We start from the raw sequence: 17,143 nt of genomic DNA, 5'->3' as shown, positions 1-17,143 counted from the left end.
TCCATACCGTCGTCGTCCGGCGGGTGCGCCGCCGGTGAAAATCAAAAGATGCCCAGCACGACGCACGCGATCGTCATCACGATCGACGCGCCGAACAGCAGCGGAAACGTGAACTTCTGGTGCTCGGCCAGCTCGATGCCGCACAGGCCGACGACGAGGAAGGTCGCCGGCGTCAGCGGGCTGACCGGGAAACCGGTGGTCATCTGGCCGAGCAGCGCGGCCTGCCCGACCTGCACGGCCGGTACGCCGAGCTGGCCGGCCACCTCCGCGATCACGGGCAGCACGCCGAAGTAGAACGAATCGGGATCGAACAGCATGCTGAGCGGCATCGACGCGAGGCCGAGCGCGACCGGGATGTGGCCGGCCATCGACGGCGGCACGAAGCCGACCGCCGCCTGCGCCATCGCCTTCAGCATCCCGCTGCCCTGCATGATCCCCGTGAACACGCCGGCCGCGAGCAGGATGCCGGCCATCATCAGCGCCGCGCGCGCATGCGCGTCGATGCGCTTCCTCTGCATGTCGACGTCCGGGTAGTTCACCATCAGCGCGATGCACAGCCCGACCATGAACATGATCGCCGGCGGGATCTTCTCGCCCATCACGACCATCGTGCCGAGCACGACGAGCGTCAGCACGAGGTTGAACCAGAACAGGTGCGGCCGGCGCAGCGCCTGCTCGTCGGGCGTCAGCTCGCGGGTCGGCAACGGAATCGTCGCATCGTCGCGCGACAGGCCGAGCCGCGTCTCCTCGCGCCGCCCGAGCCAGTACGCGACGCCGAACACGAACACGAGCCCGATCGCCTGCACCGGGATCAGCGGATTGAACAGCGCCGACACGGGCAGATGCAGCGAAGCGGACGCGCGGATCATCGGCCCCGTCCACGGCAGGAAGTTGATGCCCGCGGCCATCGACACCGCGGCGGCCAGCACGCGCCGGTCCATCTTCAGCCGGTCGTACAGCGGCAGCACGGCCGGAATCGTCACGAGGAAACACACGGCGCCCGAGCCGTCGAGGTGGATCAGCAGCGCGAGCAGCGTCGTGCCCATCACGATGCGCGTCGGCCGCGTGCCGACCGCGCGCAGGATCCGGTCGATGATCGGGTCGAGCGTGCCGGCGTCGGTGATCGTGCCGAAATAGAGGATCGCGAACACGAACATGCCGACCACGGGCGCGAGGCCCTTCAGCCCGTCGACGACGAACTTGCTGGTGTGCAGCCCGAAGCCGCCGATCAGCGATGCGGCGATCGGCACGATGATCAGCGCGACGAGCGGCGACATCCGCTTCGACAGAATCGCGGCCAGCAGCACGACGATCGTGCCAAGCCCGAGTAACGGCAGCATCCGTGTCTCCTACCTTGTCTTTTGTTGGAGACGAGCGTAAGGTCGGCGCAGCGATAGCACAATTGAAATGATTTGATCGCAGCAATCACGAACCGTTATGGATCTGAATCTTCGCGACATTCGCGCGTTCGTCACCGTCGCGCACGCCGGCAACTTCACGCGCGCCGCCGCGCGGCTGCACCTGTCGCAGCCGGCGCTGACCGTGCAGATCCGCCGGCTCGAGGAAATCGTCGGCGCGCGCCTGTTCGACCGCAACAGCCGCAGCGTCGCGCTCACGCAGACCGGGCGCGAGCTGCTGCCGCTGCTGCAGCGTTCGCTCGACGACATGGAGCGCGTGCTGCGCGACGCGCGCGCGCTCGGCGAAGGCACGAGCGGCACGGTGCGGCTCGCGTGCCTGCCGACCTTCGCGTCCAGCGTGCTGCCGGAGCTGATCCAGTCGTTCCGGCGCGACGTGCCGCGCGCGGGCTTCGAGATCCGCGACGGCGTCGCGAGCCTCGTCACCGCGCTCGTGCGCAACGAGGAAGCCGATCTCGGACTGACGGGCGGCGACACGTTCGATGCGTCGCTGGAGGTACTGTATGCGGGCGCCGACCGGCTCGTCGCCGTGTGCCCGAAGGATCATCCGCTCGCGCGCAAGCGCCGCGTGAGCACCGCCGATGTCGCGGCCGTGCCGCTCGTGCTCACCGCGCAGGGCACGAGCGTGCGCAGCGTCGTCGATGCCGCGCTGGACGCGGCCGGCTGCACGCCCGACATCGCGTGCGAGCCGACCTACATGATGACGGCCGTCGCGATGGTGCGCGGCGGGCTCGGCGTGACGATCCTGCCGGCGACCGCGCGCGAGGTGCGCGCCGAGCCCGAGCTGGTGGCGAAGCCGATCGACGATCCCGCGTTCGTGCGGCCAATCGCGCTCGTCACGAAGCGCGGCCGCACGCTGCCGCGCGTCGCGCAGGCGTTCGCGGAAACCATGCTGACGGAATTGAAAAAGCGCGCGTGAACCGCGCGCCCGGATCGGGACAGCCCGCCCGGGTGATGCCGGGTTCGGCTTACTTCACGTCCGGATCGACGTGCAGCGATTCGCCGATCGCATAGAAATTGCCGCCCGCGATGTAGTGCAGGCTGCGCAGTGCCGGATCGGCCGATTCGAAATACCAGTGACCGTCGCGGAACACGCGCGTGTCGGACCACGCCGCGACCACCTCGCCGATGAACAGGTCGTAGGTCTGCTGATTGTGCGGCTCGGGAACCAGCCTGCACGCGAGCCAGCCCGAGCAGCCGGCGACGAACGGCAAGTCGTGGCCTTCTACGTCGAACAGCGTGACGCCCGCCTCGCGCAGCTTGTCCGGACGCTCCGCGAGACTGTGGCTGCCGACCGCGTGCGTGAGCTGCAGTTGCGCGGCCGTCGGCACCTGGATCACGAACGTGCCGCTGCGCTCGACGAGCTCGCGCGTCTTCGCGGACTTGTCGAGCACGACCGTCAGCTTCGGCGGCAGGAAGTCCAGCGCGCACGCCCACGCGGCGGCCATCACGTTGTCGACGCCGTCGTGGCGGGCCGACACGAGCACGGTCGGGCCGTGGTTGAGGAGACGGTAGGCTTTCTTCAGCTCCACCGGAGCGATGTGACTGTCCATACGGATTCCCTGGAGAACGGCGCGCACGGACGGATGCCGTGCGGCGCGCGGCGCCGGCCGGTGCGCAGGTGCGCAGCCGCGCCGAAGGCCGCATTCTCGCACCCAATTTCAATCGGTGCCGACAACGCCGCCGGTCACTTCGCGAACAACTGGCCGATATCGCGGAACGCCTTGAATTCGAGTGCATTGCCGCACGGATCGAACAGGAACATCGTCGCCTGTTCGCCGACCTGCCCCTGGAAGCGCACATACGGCTCGATCACGAAGGTCACGCCGAACGATCTCAGCCGCTCGGCCAGCGCTTCCCAGCTCGCCCAGTCGAGCACGATCCCGAAATGCGGCACCGGCACGTCGTGACCGTCGACCGCGTTCGTATGCGCGCTTTCCTGCGATGCGGTCTTCGGATGCGCGTGGATCACGAGCTGATGCCCGTAGAAGTCGAAGTCGACCCACTGCGCGCTCGACCGCCCCTCCGCCAGCCCGAACACACGGCCGTAGAAATCGCGCGCGGCCGCCAGGTCGTAGACCGGGATCGCCAGGTGAAACGGGGAAAGACTCATGGTTGCCTCGTGATGGAACGCTCGCGTGGCGCGAGGACGGCACCATGGTAGTCAAGGTCGATCGAAAATCAAATCAATATATAGTTTCGTCATTCACAAACGGAATTGATGAATGATCCGCGAACTGAGAACCCTCGTCGCCGTCGCCCGGGAAGGCACGTTCGCCGCGGCAGGCCACCGTATCGGGCTCACGCAGGCGGCCGTCAGCGCGCAGATGCAGCGTCTCGAAGCCGAGCTCGGCTTCGCGCTGTTCGACCGGCAGGGCCGGTCGGCGCGGCTCAACGAAATGGGCCATCACGTGCTCGGCCAGGCGCAGGCGCTGCTCGGCATGTATGAGAACCTGAGCTCGACGGCCCCCGGCTCGCCGGCCGCGGTGCGCGTGACGATCGGCGCGATCGCGTCGGTGCAGAGCGCGCTGCTGCCGGCCGCGCTCGCCGATTTCCATCGCCGGCATCCCGCGTGCCGCACGCGCGTGATACCGGGGCTGTCGATCGAGCTGGTCAACCGGGTCGACGCGGGCGAGATCGACATGGCCGCGATCATCCGGCCGCCGTTTTCGCTGCAGAGCGACCTGCACTGGACGACGCTCGCGCAGGAGCCGTTCCGGCTGATCGTGCCGCGTGGCGTGAAAGGCAAGGACTGGGCCGAACTGCTCGCGCGCGAACCGTTCGTGCGCTACGACCGCGCATCGTTCGGCGGACGCCAGGTCGATCGTTTCCTGAAAAAGATGCACCTCGCGGTGCGCGACACGTGTGAGCTCGACGAACTCGACGCGATCGTCAAGCTGGTCGGGAACGGCGTCGGCGTCGCGATCGTCCCGCAGACCGCCGTCTATCGCCGCTGGCCGGCCGGCGTGCGCGCGATCGACCTCGGGCACCATACATTCCACCGCGACATCGGGCTCGTGCACCGCGCGCGGCGGACGATGTCGGAGCCGGCGCAGCAGCTCGCGCAACTGATCGAAGCGGCGTCACGACGGCGCGCGCCGCCGCAGGCGGCATAGCGCCGACGTCGTCGGTCAGCGCCGCCCGGCCGCCCAGTCGACCGCCGCATCGAACAGCGCGACGCCGGCCGGCGACAAGTTCGCGAACGTGTCGTTGTCGAGGAAGAACATCACGCGGCGCGCCGGCGCGAGCGCTTCATAGTCCATCGTCGCGCCCTTCTCGTACGCGAAGATCGCGGCCTTGTCGGGTTGGCCGTACACGGTCGCGATCGTGATCGCGCCGAGCCCCGGCTTGCCCCAGCTCATCGGCGCCTGCTTGCCGTACACGCTGGTCGCGCCGGCCGGCAGCCCGGCCGAGATCGGGTGCGGCGCATTGACGAGCCACAGGTAGCGTTCCTTGCCCGTTTCGCCGAAGTCGACGTCGTGACGCTTGCCCGTCATCGCGAGATCGTCGAGCAGGTCGTTTTCCCACGTGACGAGCGGCTTGTCGAGCGTGCGCCAGCCGGGCCGCACGTTCTTCGACGACACCGTCGACGAGATCACGACGAGGTCGGCGTCGCGCGCCGCGTCGGGCGTCGAGGACTCGTCGATCAGGCGCACCGCGTAGCCGCGTTCGCCGAGATGCTGGCCGATGCGTTCGTCGACCTTCAGGTTCGGGCCGCGCAGCTGCACGAGCATCGCGACGCGCGTGACGGCCTGCGGTGCATCGGCCGCCCGCGCGGGCGCAGCCACCCCTGCCCCGAGGCCCAGGCCCGCGCCGATCGCGAGCACCGAGCCCGCGATCGCGCGCAAGGCGCGGCGCCGCGCACCGGCGGCACCGGTGGCAATGGCGCGCACGGCGCCGGCCTTCATGTTCCGGTTCATCTGGATCTTCTCCGAAGCCGCGCGCCGCCGTGACGGCCGCGCGGCGATTGCGTGGTCAGAACTGCAGCGTGGTGAGCAGCGACACCTGTCGCGCATCGCCGATCGCGACGAAATAGCGGTTCGCGCTCGACGGGTAATAGGTGCGGTTGAAGAGGTTCTTCACGTTGAGCTGGAACGACAGCTTCTGCTTGCCGATCCGCGTGTCGTAGGTCGCGAACGCGTCGGCGAGCACGTACGACGGCAGCGTGAAGCTGTTCGCCGAATCGCCGGGCCGCGCGCCGACGTAGCGCACGTCCGCGCCGATGCGCAGGTTGTCGCCGCCGGCCAGCGTGCCGACATCGTAGACGGCCGCGAGCGACGCCGTATGGCGCGCGACGTTCCACAGCTGGTTGCCCGCGTAAAGCGGATCCTCGGTCGTCTTCGCGTCGATGTACGCGTAGCTCGCGATCACGTTCACGCGCTCGCCGATCCGGCCCGACACGTCGAGCTCGATCCCGCGCGAGCGCGCCTTGCCCGACGTGCGCCAGTCGGTCAGCTTGGTCGCGTCGTTGTATTGCGACACGAGCACGTTCTTCTTGTCGATGTTGAAGAGTGCCAGCGTGCCCGTCATCCCGCCCGGCAGGTCGAGCTTGCCGCCCACTTCCCACGCGGTCGCTTCCTCGGGCGGCGTCGCGCCGTCGATGATGTAGCCCGTCATCGGCGCGATCGACGAAGACGGCTTCAGCGACTGCGAATAGCTGCCGTACAGCGAGAACGTATCGGTCCACTTGTAGACGACGCCCGCGCGCGGCAGCCACTTCGAGCCGCTGAGATCGGTGTTCGCGGTGAACGGCCGGCCGCGCCCCGCGACCTGGTTGTACGTGATGTAGCGCAGCCCGCCCGACACGATCCACTTGTCGGTCAGGTGGATCGTGTCCTGCACGAACGCGGACGCATCGTGCAGCGTGTCGGTCTGGTCGCTGTCGCTCGCGGACACCGTGCTCGACGGCGGCAGCAGCCCGTAGACGGGATCGACATAGCTGAACGGCGTCTTCACGGCCTGCCGCAGCATGTCCTTGCGGTAGATGCGACGGTATTCGGTATCGAAGCCGACCTGCACGTCGTGCCGCATCCCGCCGAGCACCAGCTTGCCGTTCACGTAGCCGATCCCGTAGCTGTCGGTGCTGAGCGAGCCGTGCGTCGCATCGTTGCTGCGCGACAGCGTGCCCTTCACCGGATCGACGCCCGTCGTGCGCAACTGGTTCGCGTCGTAGGTCTCGCGGTTGTAGCTGTAGCCGAGATGCGCGCTCCAGTCCGCGTTGAACTGGTGATCGACGCTCAGCTGCGCGAGGTGCGATTCGCCGTCCATGTTGTTGAACGGCTCGTCGAGGCGCCGCCGCGCGGGGATGTCGAGCGGCGCGTTGGTACGCGGATCGAGCGCCGTGCCGCGATCGAACGGCGAATGGAAGGTCCGGTACTGGTAGGACACCACGACCTGCGTATCGCGGCCGTACCACGCGAGCGAGGGGGCGACGAAGGTCTGCCGGTATTCGCCGAAGTTGCGCCAGTACTGCTCGTTCGATTGATCGACGATCAGCCGGTACGCGAGCCGCGAATCGCCGAGCGGCCCCGTCGAATCGAAGGTCGCGCTGCCGCCGTTCTTGCCGTGCCCGAACGTCGACGCGCCGAGCGAGATCGCGTTGTAGCGCACGAGCTGCGGCTGTTTCGTGACGACGTTGACCACGCCGCCCGGATCCATCAGCCCGTACAGCAGCGACGTCGGCCCCTTCAGCACCTCGACGCTGTCGACCGCCGCGTTGAACGCGCGCCCCTGCACGAGCGGCATCCCGTTCTGCATGACCGAGCCGTCGCGATTGCCGCCGAAGCCGCGCTTCATGATCGTGTCCTGCGTGCCCGCGAGCGTGTTGCCCTGCGTGATGCCGCTGACGTTGCCGAGCGCGTCGTCCAGATTGCGCGGACGCTGGTCGCGCAGCACCTGCGCCGGCACGATGTTGACGGCCTGCGCGGTGTCGAGCAGCGGGATGTCGGAACGCAGCACGCCCGCCTCCTTCGGCGCGCGATAGCTTTCGGCGCGCAGCGCGCTGTCGCGCACCGTGATCGCCGGCAACTCGGCGCCCGCGGCCACGCCGGCCGCCACGGGTCGTGCGACCGTGCCGTCCGCGCGCTTCAGCGTGTAGCCGCCGCCGGACTGCCGCAACGCGACGAGCCCCGTGCCTGCCAGCAGGCGGTCGAGCGCCCCGTCGACGTCGAAGCGGCCCTGCACGCCGCCGCTCGTCAGGCCGGCCGTCAGCTCGGCCGGAAACGCGAGCAGGATGCCCGCGTCGCGGCCGAACCGGTTCAGCGCCGCTTCGAGCGGCCCGGCCGGAATGTCGAACGCACGGCGTGCCGCGCGCTGCGCGGCCGGCGCCGCATCGGTGCCGGTGTCGGCCAGCGCGGGCAGCGGCAGCAGCGCGGACACCAGGACGGCACCGGCGAGCCGGCGCGCGAGGTGCCCGGGCGCGGCAGGTGCGGCCGGGCGCGCGGCGCGCGGCAGATGTCGGTCGGGCGCCGGACGGCGCCGATACGTGAGACGGATGGAAACCATGATCGGGAAGTCGGTGGACGATGAGCCAGTGCTGCTTTCATTACCCATGTCACGCGAACATCGAGAAACAGCTCAGGTCGGCGGAAATTTTTTTCGACACGCTCAGGAACGGGCCGGCACGACCGTCGCCCAGTAGCGCGTCAGGTAGTGCACATCGATCGGCAATGTCGCCTTCAACGTGTCGAGCACACGCGCGGGATCGTCGAGCGGATAGGTGCCCGACACGCGCAGGTCGGCCACGGCCGCATCGCAGCGCAGGCTGCCGCGGCGATAACGGTCGAGCTCGGCGACGAGGTCGGCCAGCCGCATGCGCGACGCGACCAGCATGCCGCCCGTCCACGCGGACGCATACGCATCGAGCGGTGCCTGCACGCCGATCGCATCGCGCGTGAAATCCGCGCCCTCCCCGGCCGCGATCACGCGCGCGCCTGCCGCCGCATCGTCCGGTTGCACGCGCACGGCACCGGCGAACACTTCGACCCGCGTCGCGCCTTCGCGCTGCCGCACCGCGAAGCGTGTACCGAGCGGCCGCAACTCGCCTTGCGCGGTCGCGACGACGAGCGGCCGCGCGGGCACGCGATCGTCGTGGCCGCTCGTCACCATGATCGTGCCGCGCAGCAGGCGCAGGCCGCGCGCGGCGGCGTCGAAGCGCACGTCGAGCGCCGTGTCGGTATCGAGGACGACGACCGTGCGATCCGCGAGCGTCACCGTGCGCCGCTCGCCGACCGCCGTTCGCAGGTCTGCCGGCCAGATCGCCGCGCGCCGCGCGGGCTCGGCCATCCATGCGGCGCCGCCCGCGAACAGCAGGACGGCCAGCGCCTTCACGGCCGCGCGGCGGCGGCCCGCACGCGGCGACAGCAGCGCCGCGTGCGCGGCCTGCGGGTCGAGCCCGGCCGTGAGCCCGCCCAACCTGTGCTGCATCGTTTCGATATGGCGCCATGCCGCGTCGTGCGCCGGATCCTCCGCGCGCCAGCGCGCGAGCGCGGCGTCGAACGCTTCGCCGGTGCGGCCGGCCTGCCGGTCAACCCACCATTCGACCGCGCGACGCGCAACCTGCGGCGGCACCGCCGGCGCTCCCGGGGCGGCCATCGGTCAGGCCGCCATCGCGAAGAAACACTGCGTGCCGGCCTTCACGAGATAACGCTTCACCGTCGCGAGCGACACGCCGAGTTCGCGCGCGATCTCGGCCTGCGTGAGCCCGTCGAGTTGCGCGAGCAGGAACGCACGCTTCGCCGCGAGCGGCAGGCCGTCGAGCAGCCGGTCGATTTCGAGCAGCGTCTCGAACACGACGGCCCGCTCCTCCGGCGACGGCGCATGCGCTTCGGGGCGCTGCGCGAGCGCATCGAGATACGCGCGCTCGATCTGCTCGCGCCGCCAGTGGTTGCTCAGCACGCGCTGCGCGACCGTGGTGAGGAACGCGCGCGGCTCGTCGGCGGCGATCGGCTCGTCGCGTGCGAGCAGGCGCATGAAGGTGTCGTGCGCCAGATCGGCCGCGCGGTGCGCGCAACCGAGCTTCCGGCTCAACCAGCCGCGCAGCCACGCGTGGTGGCCGGTATAGAGGGCGTCGATTTCTCGATGGAGGGACAGCTGGTCAGCAGACATGGCCGGGTTCCGGGGTGCGCAGGCGTCAACGATCTTGTAAATGAGAATGATTATTATATACAAGACCGGATCGACGACCGGCGTGCCACGCGCGCAACGACAACGCGACAGGAAGGGAGACGCCGCCGCGATGCCGTCGCCCGACGCGTCGTTAACACATTCATTACACCGCGGCCAAATCGATTCATTAAATAGTTATTTGACGGATCGATAACAATATCCGGGCCGCCTCGACGCCCCGTCAAATCGATCGAGATTATCGCGAGATATGCAAGCCGGAATGGCCAAATTGCGAAATGACAATCAATTGATACGCAATTTTCAATAATTCAAATCCCTCGATCGTCGAGACTGGAGCACATCCCTGTCTGCCTCAAGCCACAAAAGAGAATTCCGTTTTTCCGTTTTAATCGCACTCGGTAGTCTCCTGCCATTCCGGATCACGAATACAAGCCAATGCGCAAGGAGATGAAATGAAACGCACGACCCTCTCGCTGATTTCCATCGCGTCATTCGCGGCGATACCCGTCGCGCACGCGCAGTCGAGCGTCACGCTGTATGGCGTGATCGACACGTCGATCACCTACGTGAACCATGCGCAGGGCAAGGACAACGCGTGGATGCTCGGCAACAGCAGCGCGGGCAACCTGGCCGGCAGCCGCTTCGGCGTGAAAGGCACCGAGGATCTCGGCGGTGGGCTGAAGGCGCTGTTCCAGCTCGAGAACGGCTTCGACCCGAGCAACGGCCGGCAGGGCCAGGGCGGCCGCATGTTCGGCCGGCAGGCGTTCGTCGGCCTGACGAGCGATCGCTACGGCACGCTCACGTTCGGCCGCCAGTACGATCCGCTCGTCGATCTCGTGCAGGGCATCACCGCCGACAATTATCTCGGCAGCGTGTTCGCGACGCCCGGCGACGTCGACAACTACGACAACAGCTTCCGCGTCGACAACGCGGTGAAGTACACGTCGGCCGTCTATGCGGGCCTGCAGTTCTCCGCGATGTATTCGTTCGGCGGCATCGCCGGCAGCACCGGCGCCGCGCAATCGTATTCGGCCGCCGTGTCGTACAACAACGGGCCGTTCGGCGTCGCGGGCGGGTACTTCCACGCGACCAACAGCCCTGCGTCGAACGGGCTGCGCAACGGCTGGACCAGCTCGTCGGACGGCACCTTCGACGGCCCGATCAACAACGGCTATGCGAGCGCGCATTCGATCGGCATCGCACGCATTGCGGGCCAGTACGTCGCCGGCCCGTTCACGTTCGGCCTCGGCTACAGCAACGCGCAGTACCGCCGCGATGCGAGCTCGGTATTCAACTCGAACGAGCACTACAACACCGGGCAAGGCTTCGTGAACTACCAGGCGACGAACGCGCTGCTGGTCGGCGTCGGCTACAGCTATACGCGCTCGGGCGGCGACACGTCGGCCACCTATCACCAGGTATCGGCCGGCGCGGACTACAACCTGTCGAAGCGCACCGACGTCTACCTGACCGCCGCGTACCAGCACGCAAGCGGCCAGACCGGCGACGGCAACGGCGGCTCGATGGGCGCGCAGGCGTCGATCGGTTCGTACGGCTACGCGGGCACGAGCTCGCAGACGATGGTCAACCTCGGCCTGCGTCACCGCTTCTGATGCAAAACGGCCGGCTGTCCGCCGTGCGGCCGGCCGAATCCGCATCGACCGATACGGCGGCACCGGCCGCCGGCGTGTTTCCCGATCGCCTTTTCATCGCCCATTTCACCCCGGATATCGGCTGCCTGCCGATTTTCATCCGGTTTGATTCAGCACCGATTTCCTGGAACGAATGACGCGATGCGTCAGTATTCCGGCGCCGCCATTGCCCCGGCATTCACCGTGAAATCCGGCCATATTTACCGATAATGCTTCGCCGCACGCCGCGATCGGACACGATAAAAAGGCGTGTCGGGCGCATGGGCAAATGCAAAGGAAAGTTTGACGCGAGCCATTTGCCTGCTCGCTATGGCACACTTCGCGTCTCGCGTAATTTCCTTGCACCGGGCGCCCGGATTCCGCCCCATCCTGCCATGCCGCGTCAGACCACCCGTTCGATCAGCCGAGAAACGCTGAAAATCGCCTCGACGATTGCGCTGTCGTGCGCGCTGCACGGTGTCGCGCGGGCCGATTGCCTCGACGACGCGGCCGCGTTCCAGCACGTGAGCGTCAGCCTGATGCGCGGCATCGCGCAGGTCGAGTCGGGCATGAACCCGAACGCCGTCAACACCAACACGAACGGCACGGTCGACATCGGGCTGATGCAGATCAACAGCACCTGGCTGCCGACGCTCGCACGCGAAGGCATCACGCGGGAGAGCCTGTTCGATGCGTGCACGAACGCGTATGTCGGCGCGTGGATCCTGTCGCAGAACATCCGCCAGCTCGGCGCCAACTGGAACGCGATCGGCGCGTACAACTCCGCGTCGCCCGACAAGCGCCTCGCGTATGCGCGCAAGGTCTATGATGCAATCCGGACCATGCCGGATTCGCCGGATACTCCCATGCCCATCCTTCCACCGTCCTTTACGCCGCCGCAACAGGCCCAGGCGTACAACCCGTTCGCGAGCCTGAGCGTGTCCGCCCCGCAGCAGGTCACGCGCCCGCGCACGATCTCGTCGGCTCCGCCGCCAGCGCCCCCGCAGGGCGGCCCCGCCGGCCCGGCCGGCACGTACAACTTCGGCTGGACGGTCACCGGGGCGGACCAGGCCAAGCCGACCCAGGTGTTCGACGACGGCGCGCGGGTCTACGTGCAGTTCAGCGACATGAAGCACCTGCCGGCGATCTTCACCGAAACGTCGTCGGGCCGCGTGCTGATGTCGTGGGAGCTGCAGTTCCCGTATGCCGTCCTGACGCGTCCCGCGCAAACGTTAATCTTCCAGCTCGGGCCGTTCGAGGCGCGTGCGCAGCGTGGCGGAGCCGGCGGCGCAGGCATGACTGCGCAGGCCGGTACGGCGAGCCCGGCGACGACGGCCGTATCCTCGAAGAAGCCGGCGAATGCCGCGACGAATACGGCAGCCGGTCCGGCGGCGGCAGCGACGACAAAACGCACGGCATCGGCCGATGCGCTCTGGTACGTGAATACGCCTTCGACGTCGGGAACGACGGCAGCGTCGCCGTCCACCGCGAACATTCCGGCCACGCTGCCGACGGCCATCACGTCGAACACGCCGCCGCCCGCGCCGGCCCAGGTGCCGGCTGCGGCCGCTCAGCCTTCGCGCGTCAGCACGGATGCGCTGTGGTACATCTCGAAGTAACGCATCCGGGATCGCCCGCGTAGCACGGCGATCATTTCTCCACGGTCGGCGGCAGTTCGGGCGCGTTCATGTCGTCCACCCATTGCAGTTCGGCCGTGCCGTTCTTCCTGAAATACACGCGCAGATAGCGCGACGTCGACGATTCCGGCTGCGGAATCGTCACGTCGATCGCCTTGTGTTCCGCCTGGGCGCCACGCCGGATCTCGGCCAGCGGTTGCGCGAACACCCATGTGAGCTTCGCCGTTTTCCCCGGCGTGACCCGGCAGCCGCACGCAAACCCGCCGCCGCCGCCGAAGGCCTCGCCCGCCTCGCCCGCCTCGCGTGCCGAAGGATTGCCGAAGCATCCCGACTTGTGCTCGTTGTCGAGCCAGAACTCGTGAAGCTTTCGCGTGTACTCGTTATAGCCGGTGATGCATACGGTGCGCGGCCCGGATGCAGTGCCATCATGTCGTCCGCATCCGGCCAGCACACCCAGCGCCGCCAGTGTCAGCGCGCGGGCCCCTGCCCGGGCCATCATCGACAGCCTCGCAGACGCGGCGATCCCGGGCACGGCACGCATGCCGACGACCCACGCTCGCGCACCCCTATCGCCACCGGCAAGCCCCCTCACCCGCGCCGCACCCAGATCACCTTGCCGTCACGAATGCCGAGGTCGCGTCGCTCCTGGCGATAGTCCATCGTGCCCGGCAGCGATTTGCCGTCGCGCTCGAGCACGCGCCACAGGCAGCCGTCGAGCAGCGCGGCCGCATCGGCCTCGGTTTTTCCGACCAGCGCGTCGTCCGGCGCGGCGTCCGCCTTGCACGCGCTCGTGGCGCCCGACGGCGCGGGGTTCATCACCGCGCCGCCGGCGGTGGCGTTGGGGTGCTTCGTGTTCATGTCCGCACATCCTGCAAAGGTTGCGCTCGCAACGAGTGCAACGAGTATCGCGATCGTGTTCTTCATCGGTTTCTCCCTGTCGCGCCCCGGTGCGCCGTGTACGGCCTTCGTGCACGGCCCGGCGTCGCATGAATGATCGGTGACGCGCGCCGCCGACCGTTCCTCGACGAAGGCCGGCCGGCGCATGTCGGCGGTGACGCGATACGGTCCGGCCGTGGCGGCGAACCGGGTCGCAAGTCCGGCACGGCGCCGGACCCGCCTGCATGTTACCGCACGCGATTCGCCGCGACGGCTGCAACACCGACGCCGACGCGTGCGGCATGCGCGCGCCGGCAACTCACTCAGAACTTGTAGGTCACGCCCGCGATGCCGTAATAGTTGCTGCGCGACTGGACGATTGGACTGTCACCGTAGCGGCCAAGCAAGCGCGTCACGCCACCCGTCGCGAGCACAGACCAGTGCTGCGACAGCGTCCAGTTCCACGCGATCGCCATCGACGCGCTGTCGATCCCGCCGCTCGTCGAATACGGCCGGAACCGGCTCGTCATCGACTGTGCGTCGGTCACGCCGTAGAACGTCTGCGTGTAGCGCCCCGAGCCCCCGTGCACGGTTCCCGTCACGATGATCTCGTGCTGCGAGGTCTTGAACACGGGCACCGCGAGATCCACGTGCCCCGACACGCCGCGCGACGTGTGCGTCACCGGGGTGTCGATCGTGACGCTCAGCTCCGCCGCGTTGAAGAGCGTCACGCCCGCGCGCACGCCCACGAGCACCGAGCCCGGAATCCGGCCCATGCCCTTCAGGTAGTCGGAGCCCGGCATGTCGAAGCGGTTCTCGTCCGCACGGCCCGCGTCGTAGCTCACGGCCGCCGACAGGAACACACCGTGCGGCAGGTCGAGCCGGTAGCCGGCGCCCTCGGTGCTGTCGATGAAGAAGCCGTTACCGAACTTCGCGGAAAGCCCCGGCGCAACGACGCCGCGGTACTGGTTGCTGCCCGGGTAGCGCGGTGCGAAACCGCCGCCAAGCGACAGCGAATACTGGTTTTCCGCGTGGGCGGCGGCGGCGAGGGTCAGGCCGGCGAGCGGCATGCAATAGCGGTAGCGGCGAAGTATTGGGCGCACAATATTGAGATAAAAGTGACGGAGCCCGCAGTCTAGGTGCCGCCCTGCGCCGAGACTGTCCTGAATCTTCGGAGAATCTGTGCTCAATTGTGTTTGATTGTTCGAGATTGTCGTACGGCTCCCCCGGCGTTCGGTGCGCCGGATAGAATCTGCGGGCCGCGCCGCACCCCGGCTTGCCACGGCGTGAGATGGCGCGCGCATCCTGAGGAGACCATGAACGAAGATCCGCTCAAATACCGCGTACTGCTGATCGAGGACGACGACCGCCTCGCGCAGCTCGTCCGCGAATACCTCGACAGCTATGAATTCGCGGTGACGGTCGTCCGACGCGGCGACCTCGCCGTCGCGGCGGTGCGCGAGCACCAGCCGGCCCTCGTGATACTCGACCTGATGCTGCCGAACCTCGACGGGATGGAAGTCTGCCGGCGCATCCGCGCGTTCACCAACGTCCCCGTGCTGATCCTGACCGCGCGCCTGGACGTCTACGACCAGGTCGCGGGCCTCGAGACGGGCGCCGACGACTACGTGACGAAGCCGATCGAGCCGCGCGTGCTGGTCGCGCGCGCCCGCGCGCTGCTGCGCCGTGCGCAGCCGGCCGCCGCCGACGCGCCCGTGGCCGCACCCGAAGCGCTCGTATTCGGCGAGCTGGCGATCTCGCCGCCGAACCGCACCGTGACCTGGCGCGGCGAGCCGGTCGACCTCAAGACTGCCGAGTTCAACCTGCTGCTGATTCTCGCGCGCGCGGCCGGCACCGTGCTGAGCCGCGACGACATCCTGAAGCAGCTGCGCGGGATCGAGTTCGACGGACTCGACCGCTCGGTCGATTCCGGCATCTCGAAGCTGCGCCGCCGCTTCGAGGATGCGTCGTCGGAGCCGCACAAGATCAAGACGATCTGGGGCCGCGGCTACCTGTTCAGCCCTTCTGCGTGGGACGAATAAATGCTGCGCCCGTTGATCAGGCTGTACCTCGTCGTGATCCTGTTCGTCGCCGCGTCGATCATCTTCGTCCAGCTGTCGTTCGACCGGATCTTCTACGATCGCACCGCGCAGGCGGAGCGGGAGTCGTTGACGACCTACGCGTTCGTGCTCAACGATTACCTCGAACGCCACCCGGGCGAGCAGCGCAAGTTCGCGCTGCGCGAGCTCGCGAAACACGGCAACGAAAGGTTCGACTTCATGCCGATGGCCACCGCCCGCGCGCAATTGAGCGGCGAGCCGCTGCGCGATCTCGACGCCGGCCGAATCTCGATCAGCTACGACCACAAGGATTACTACATGCCGCTTGCAGATGGTTCGGTACTGCATGCGCGGCCGATCGAAGCATTCAGCCTCGACATCAAGATCTATGCATACATGCTGCTCGCGCTCAGCGCACTGCTCGCGGTGGTGCTGTGGGTTCACTATCACTGGCGCGACCTGCGCAAGCTGCAGGACGCCGCACGCGCATTCGGCGCCGGCACGCTGTCGACGCGCGTGAAGCTGTCGGGCAAGTCGAACATCGACGAACTGTCGCAACAGTTCAACGACATGGCCGAGCGCATCGAGGCATCGATCAAGCAGCAGCGCGAAATGATGCACGGCATCTCGCACGAACTGAAGACGCCGCTCGCGCGGCTCGAGTTCGGGCTCGCGCTGCTCGCCGAGCCGGATGAAACGGGCCGGATGCGCGAACGCCGCGACGCGCTGCGCCGCGACGTGCGCGAACTCGACGAGCTCGTCACCGAGCTGCTGACGATCGGCCGGCTCGAACAGGGCGCGAGCCAGCTCGCGCCGATGGAAGTCGTCGTCGACGCGTTGATCGACAGCGTGGCCGGCAACGTCTCGAACGATATAGCCGATCGCGGCATCTCGCTCGACGTATCGACGCTCGGTGCCCCCACGACCCACGTGTGCGACCCGAAGCTGGTTGCCCGCGCGTTGCTTAACCTGATCCGCAACGGCGCACGCTATGCATCGCGCACCGTGCTGCTCGCCGCCGCACGCGACGCGTCCGGCGCACTCGTGCTGAGCGTCGACGACGACGGCCCCGGCATTCCGGCCGCCGAACGCGCCCGCGTGTTCGAACCGTTCCAGCGGCTCGACTCCAGCCGCGACCGGCAAACCGGCGGCTTCGGGCTCGGGCTCGCGATCGTGAGGCGCGTCGCGCAGGTGCACGGCGGCGACGTGCGGCTCGAGGATTCACCGCTCGGCGGCGCACGCTTCGTGATCACGCTGCCCGTGCGAACGCTGCCGGACAACCTGTTCGACGTGCCGGATACCCTCGCGCAGGGCGACGCATTCGGCCGCGGCACGGGCATGGCCATCCCGCGGCAATGACGCGCGCGGCAGGCGCCCTCGCCTGAGCGCCCGCCGCC

The 17,143-nt window shown here is 68.1% G+C and carries 17 protein-coding genes; 7 read left to right on the top strand and 10 right to left on the bottom strand.

The annotated features are described in order from the left end of the window. Positions 1 to 41: 41 nt before the first annotated feature. Positions 42 to 1,340, bottom strand: coding sequence for a citrate:proton symporter (locus E9536_RS14000; protein ID WP_136470005.1), 1,299 nt, complete (start codon positions 1,338 to 1,340; stop codon positions 42 to 44). 97 nt (positions 1,341 to 1,437) lie between these two features. Between E9536_RS14000 and E9536_RS13995 the strand changes: the two genes are divergently transcribed. After that, a complete protein-coding gene (locus E9536_RS13995) occupies positions 1,438 to 2,334 on the top strand; it encodes a LysR family transcriptional regulator (RefSeq protein ID WP_027787799.1) in 897 nt (298 codons plus the stop codon). Positions 2,335 to 2,383: 49 nt separating this feature from the next. On the opposite strand, the gene E9536_RS13990 is transcribed toward E9536_RS13995, so the two are convergent. Continuing rightward, positions 2,384 to 2,968 carry a flavin reductase family protein gene (locus E9536_RS13990; protein ID WP_027787800.1) on the bottom strand — a complete coding sequence of 195 codons (585 nt, stop codon included), beginning with the start codon at positions 2,966 to 2,968 and terminating at the stop codon, positions 2,384 to 2,386. 134 nt (positions 2,969 to 3,102) lie between these two features. Next, positions 3,103 to 3,528 carry a VOC family protein gene (locus tag E9536_RS13985; protein WP_059695678.1) on the bottom strand — a complete coding sequence of 142 codons (426 nt, stop codon included), beginning with the start codon at positions 3,526 to 3,528 and terminating at the stop codon, positions 3,103 to 3,105. A gap of 112 nt (positions 3,529 to 3,640) precedes the next feature. Here E9536_RS13985 and E9536_RS13980 point away from each other — a divergent pair, with 112 nt between their 5' ends. Beyond that, positions 3,641 to 4,531: a LysR family transcriptional regulator gene (locus tag E9536_RS13980; RefSeq protein ID WP_136470004.1), complete on the top strand. Its 891-nt coding sequence runs from the start codon at positions 3,641 to 3,643 to the stop codon at positions 4,529 to 4,531. Positions 4,532 to 4,546: 15 nt separating this feature from the next. Here the strand turns inward: E9536_RS13980 and E9536_RS13975 are convergent, their stop codons facing one another. From E9536_RS13975 to E9536_RS13960, 4 genes are read right to left on the bottom strand one after another with little or no spacing between them, the layout of a single operon-like run. Then, entirely contained in the window at positions 4,547 to 5,335 is a 789-nt protein-coding gene (locus E9536_RS13975; RefSeq protein WP_060372213.1) for a hypothetical protein, read from the bottom strand. A gap of 55 nt (positions 5,336 to 5,390) precedes the next feature. Continuing rightward, entirely contained in the window at positions 5,391 to 7,967 is a 2,577-nt protein-coding gene (locus tag E9536_RS13970) for a TonB-dependent receptor (RefSeq protein WP_136470003.1), read from the bottom strand. A 54-nt stretch (positions 7,968 to 8,021) separates the two neighbouring features. Further along, on the bottom strand, positions 8,022 to 9,008 hold the full coding sequence (locus E9536_RS13965; protein WP_136470002.1) for a FecR domain-containing protein: 987 nt from the start codon (positions 9,006 to 9,008) through the stop codon (positions 8,022 to 8,024). Between the two features lie 3 nt (positions 9,009 to 9,011). Continuing rightward, complete coding sequence (locus tag E9536_RS13960) at positions 9,012 to 9,521, bottom strand: sigma-70 family RNA polymerase sigma factor (protein ID WP_136470001.1); 510 nt, start codon at positions 9,519 to 9,521, stop codon at positions 9,012 to 9,014. 473 nt (positions 9,522 to 9,994) lie between these two features. Between E9536_RS13960 and E9536_RS13955 the strand changes: the two genes are divergently transcribed. The 3 genes from E9536_RS13955 (at position 9,995) to E9536_RS13950 (ending at position 12,792) form a co-directional block, all read left to right on the top strand. After that, positions 9,995 to 11,155 (top strand): porin, encoded by a 1,161-nt coding sequence (locus tag E9536_RS13955; RefSeq protein WP_136470000.1) that lies wholly within the window; start codon positions 9,995 to 9,997, stop codon positions 11,153 to 11,155. Continuing rightward, positions 11,155 to 11,331 (top strand): hypothetical protein, encoded by a 177-nt coding sequence (locus E9536_RS41415; RefSeq protein WP_155647913.1) that lies wholly within the window; start codon positions 11,155 to 11,157, stop codon positions 11,329 to 11,331. The genes E9536_RS13955 and E9536_RS41415 overlap by 1 nt, the downstream gene beginning before the upstream one ends. 237 nt (positions 11,332 to 11,568) lie before the next feature. Then, the gene (locus tag E9536_RS13950; RefSeq protein WP_136469999.1) at positions 11,569 to 12,792 is read left to right on the top strand and encodes a transglycosylase SLT domain-containing protein; all 1,224 of its coding nucleotides are present in this window, start codon (positions 11,569 to 11,571) and stop codon (positions 12,790 to 12,792) included. A 31-nt stretch (positions 12,793 to 12,823) separates the two neighbouring features. Here the strand turns inward: E9536_RS13950 and E9536_RS13945 are convergent, their stop codons facing one another. The 3 genes from E9536_RS13945 to E9536_RS13935 form a co-directional block, all read right to left on the bottom strand. Next, positions 12,824 to 13,351 (bottom strand): hypothetical protein, encoded by a 528-nt coding sequence (locus tag E9536_RS13945; RefSeq protein ID WP_247873438.1) that lies wholly within the window; start codon positions 13,349 to 13,351, stop codon positions 12,824 to 12,826. A 47-nt stretch (positions 13,352 to 13,398) separates the two neighbouring features. Beyond that, positions 13,399 to 13,734, bottom strand: a complete 336-nt coding sequence (locus E9536_RS13940) for a hypothetical protein (RefSeq protein ID WP_119336608.1) — start codon at positions 13,732 to 13,734, stop codon at positions 13,399 to 13,401. Positions 13,735 to 14,009: 275 nt separating this feature from the next. Further along, positions 14,010 to 14,756, bottom strand: coding sequence for a MipA/OmpV family protein (locus E9536_RS13935; RefSeq protein ID WP_060173834.1), 747 nt, complete (start codon positions 14,754 to 14,756; stop codon positions 14,010 to 14,012). Positions 14,757 to 15,002: 246 nt separating this feature from the next. Here E9536_RS13935 and E9536_RS13930 point away from each other — a divergent pair, with 246 nt between their 5' ends. Beyond that, a complete protein-coding gene (locus tag E9536_RS13930) occupies positions 15,003 to 15,728 on the top strand; it encodes a response regulator (RefSeq protein ID WP_136469998.1) in 726 nt (241 codons plus the stop codon). Next, positions 15,729 to 17,105, top strand: coding sequence for an ATP-binding protein (locus tag E9536_RS13925; protein ID WP_136469997.1), 1,377 nt, complete (start codon positions 15,729 to 15,731; stop codon positions 17,103 to 17,105). Positions 17,106 to 17,143 lie beyond the last annotated feature (38 nt).

Origin of the sequence: Burkholderia sp. LS-044, from assembly GCF_004803625.1 — a bacterium.
In the GTDB taxonomy this organism is placed as follows: Bacteria; Pseudomonadota; Gammaproteobacteria; order Burkholderiales; family Burkholderiaceae; genus Burkholderia; species Burkholderia cepacia.
Note: the sequence above shows the minus strand (reverse complement) of the source record. Positions and strands in the feature narration are given on the sequence as shown.

Excerpts from the sequence above, each read along its gene's own strand:
- E9536_RS14000 (WP_136470005.1), bottom strand. The coding sequence starts at position 1,340 with ATGCTGCCGTTACTCGGGCTTGGCACGATCGTCGTGCTGCTGGCCGCG.
- E9536_RS13995 (WP_027787799.1), top strand. The coding sequence starts at position 1,438 with ATGGATCTGAATCTTCGCGACATTCGCGCGTTCGTCACCGTCGCGCAC.
- E9536_RS13990 (WP_027787800.1), bottom strand. The coding sequence starts at position 2,968 with ATGGACAGTCACATCGCTCCGGTGGAGCTGAAGAAAGCCTACCGTCTC.
- E9536_RS13985 (WP_059695678.1), bottom strand. The coding sequence starts at position 3,528 with ATGAGTCTTTCCCCGTTTCACCTGGCGATCCCGGTCTACGACCTGGCG.
- E9536_RS13980 (WP_136470004.1), top strand. The coding sequence starts at position 3,641 with ATGATCCGCGAACTGAGAACCCTCGTCGCCGTCGCCCGGGAAGGCACG.
- E9536_RS13975 (WP_060372213.1), bottom strand. The coding sequence starts at position 5,335 with ATGAACCGGAACATGAAGGCCGGCGCCGTGCGCGCCATTGCCACCGGT.
- E9536_RS13970 (WP_136470003.1), bottom strand. The coding sequence starts at position 7,967 with ATGGGTAATGAAAGCAGCACTGGCTCATCGTCCACCGACTTCCCGATC.
- E9536_RS13965 (WP_136470002.1), bottom strand. The coding sequence starts at position 9,008 with ATGGCCGCCCCGGGAGCGCCGGCGGTGCCGCCGCAGGTTGCGCGTCGC.
- E9536_RS13960 (WP_136470001.1), bottom strand. The coding sequence starts at position 9,521 with ATGTCTGCTGACCAGCTGTCCCTCCATCGAGAAATCGACGCCCTCTAT.
- E9536_RS13955 (WP_136470000.1), top strand. The coding sequence starts at position 9,995 with ATGAAACGCACGACCCTCTCGCTGATTTCCATCGCGTCATTCGCGGCG.
- E9536_RS41415 (WP_155647913.1), top strand. The coding sequence starts at position 11,155 with ATGCAAAACGGCCGGCTGTCCGCCGTGCGGCCGGCCGAATCCGCATCG.
- E9536_RS13950 (WP_136469999.1), top strand. The coding sequence starts at position 11,569 with ATGCCGCGTCAGACCACCCGTTCGATCAGCCGAGAAACGCTGAAAATC.
- E9536_RS13945 (WP_247873438.1), bottom strand. The coding sequence starts at position 13,351 with ATGCGTGCCGTGCCCGGGATCGCCGCGTCTGCGAGGCTGTCGATGATG.
- E9536_RS13940 (WP_119336608.1), bottom strand. The coding sequence starts at position 13,734 with ATGAAGAACACGATCGCGATACTCGTTGCACTCGTTGCGAGCGCAACC.
- E9536_RS13935 (WP_060173834.1), bottom strand. The coding sequence starts at position 14,756 with ATGCCGCTCGCCGGCCTGACCCTCGCCGCCGCCGCCCACGCGGAAAAC.
- E9536_RS13930 (WP_136469998.1), top strand. The coding sequence starts at position 15,003 with ATGAACGAAGATCCGCTCAAATACCGCGTACTGCTGATCGAGGACGAC.
- E9536_RS13925 (WP_136469997.1), top strand. The coding sequence starts at position 15,729 with ATGCTGCGCCCGTTGATCAGGCTGTACCTCGTCGTGATCCTGTTCGTC.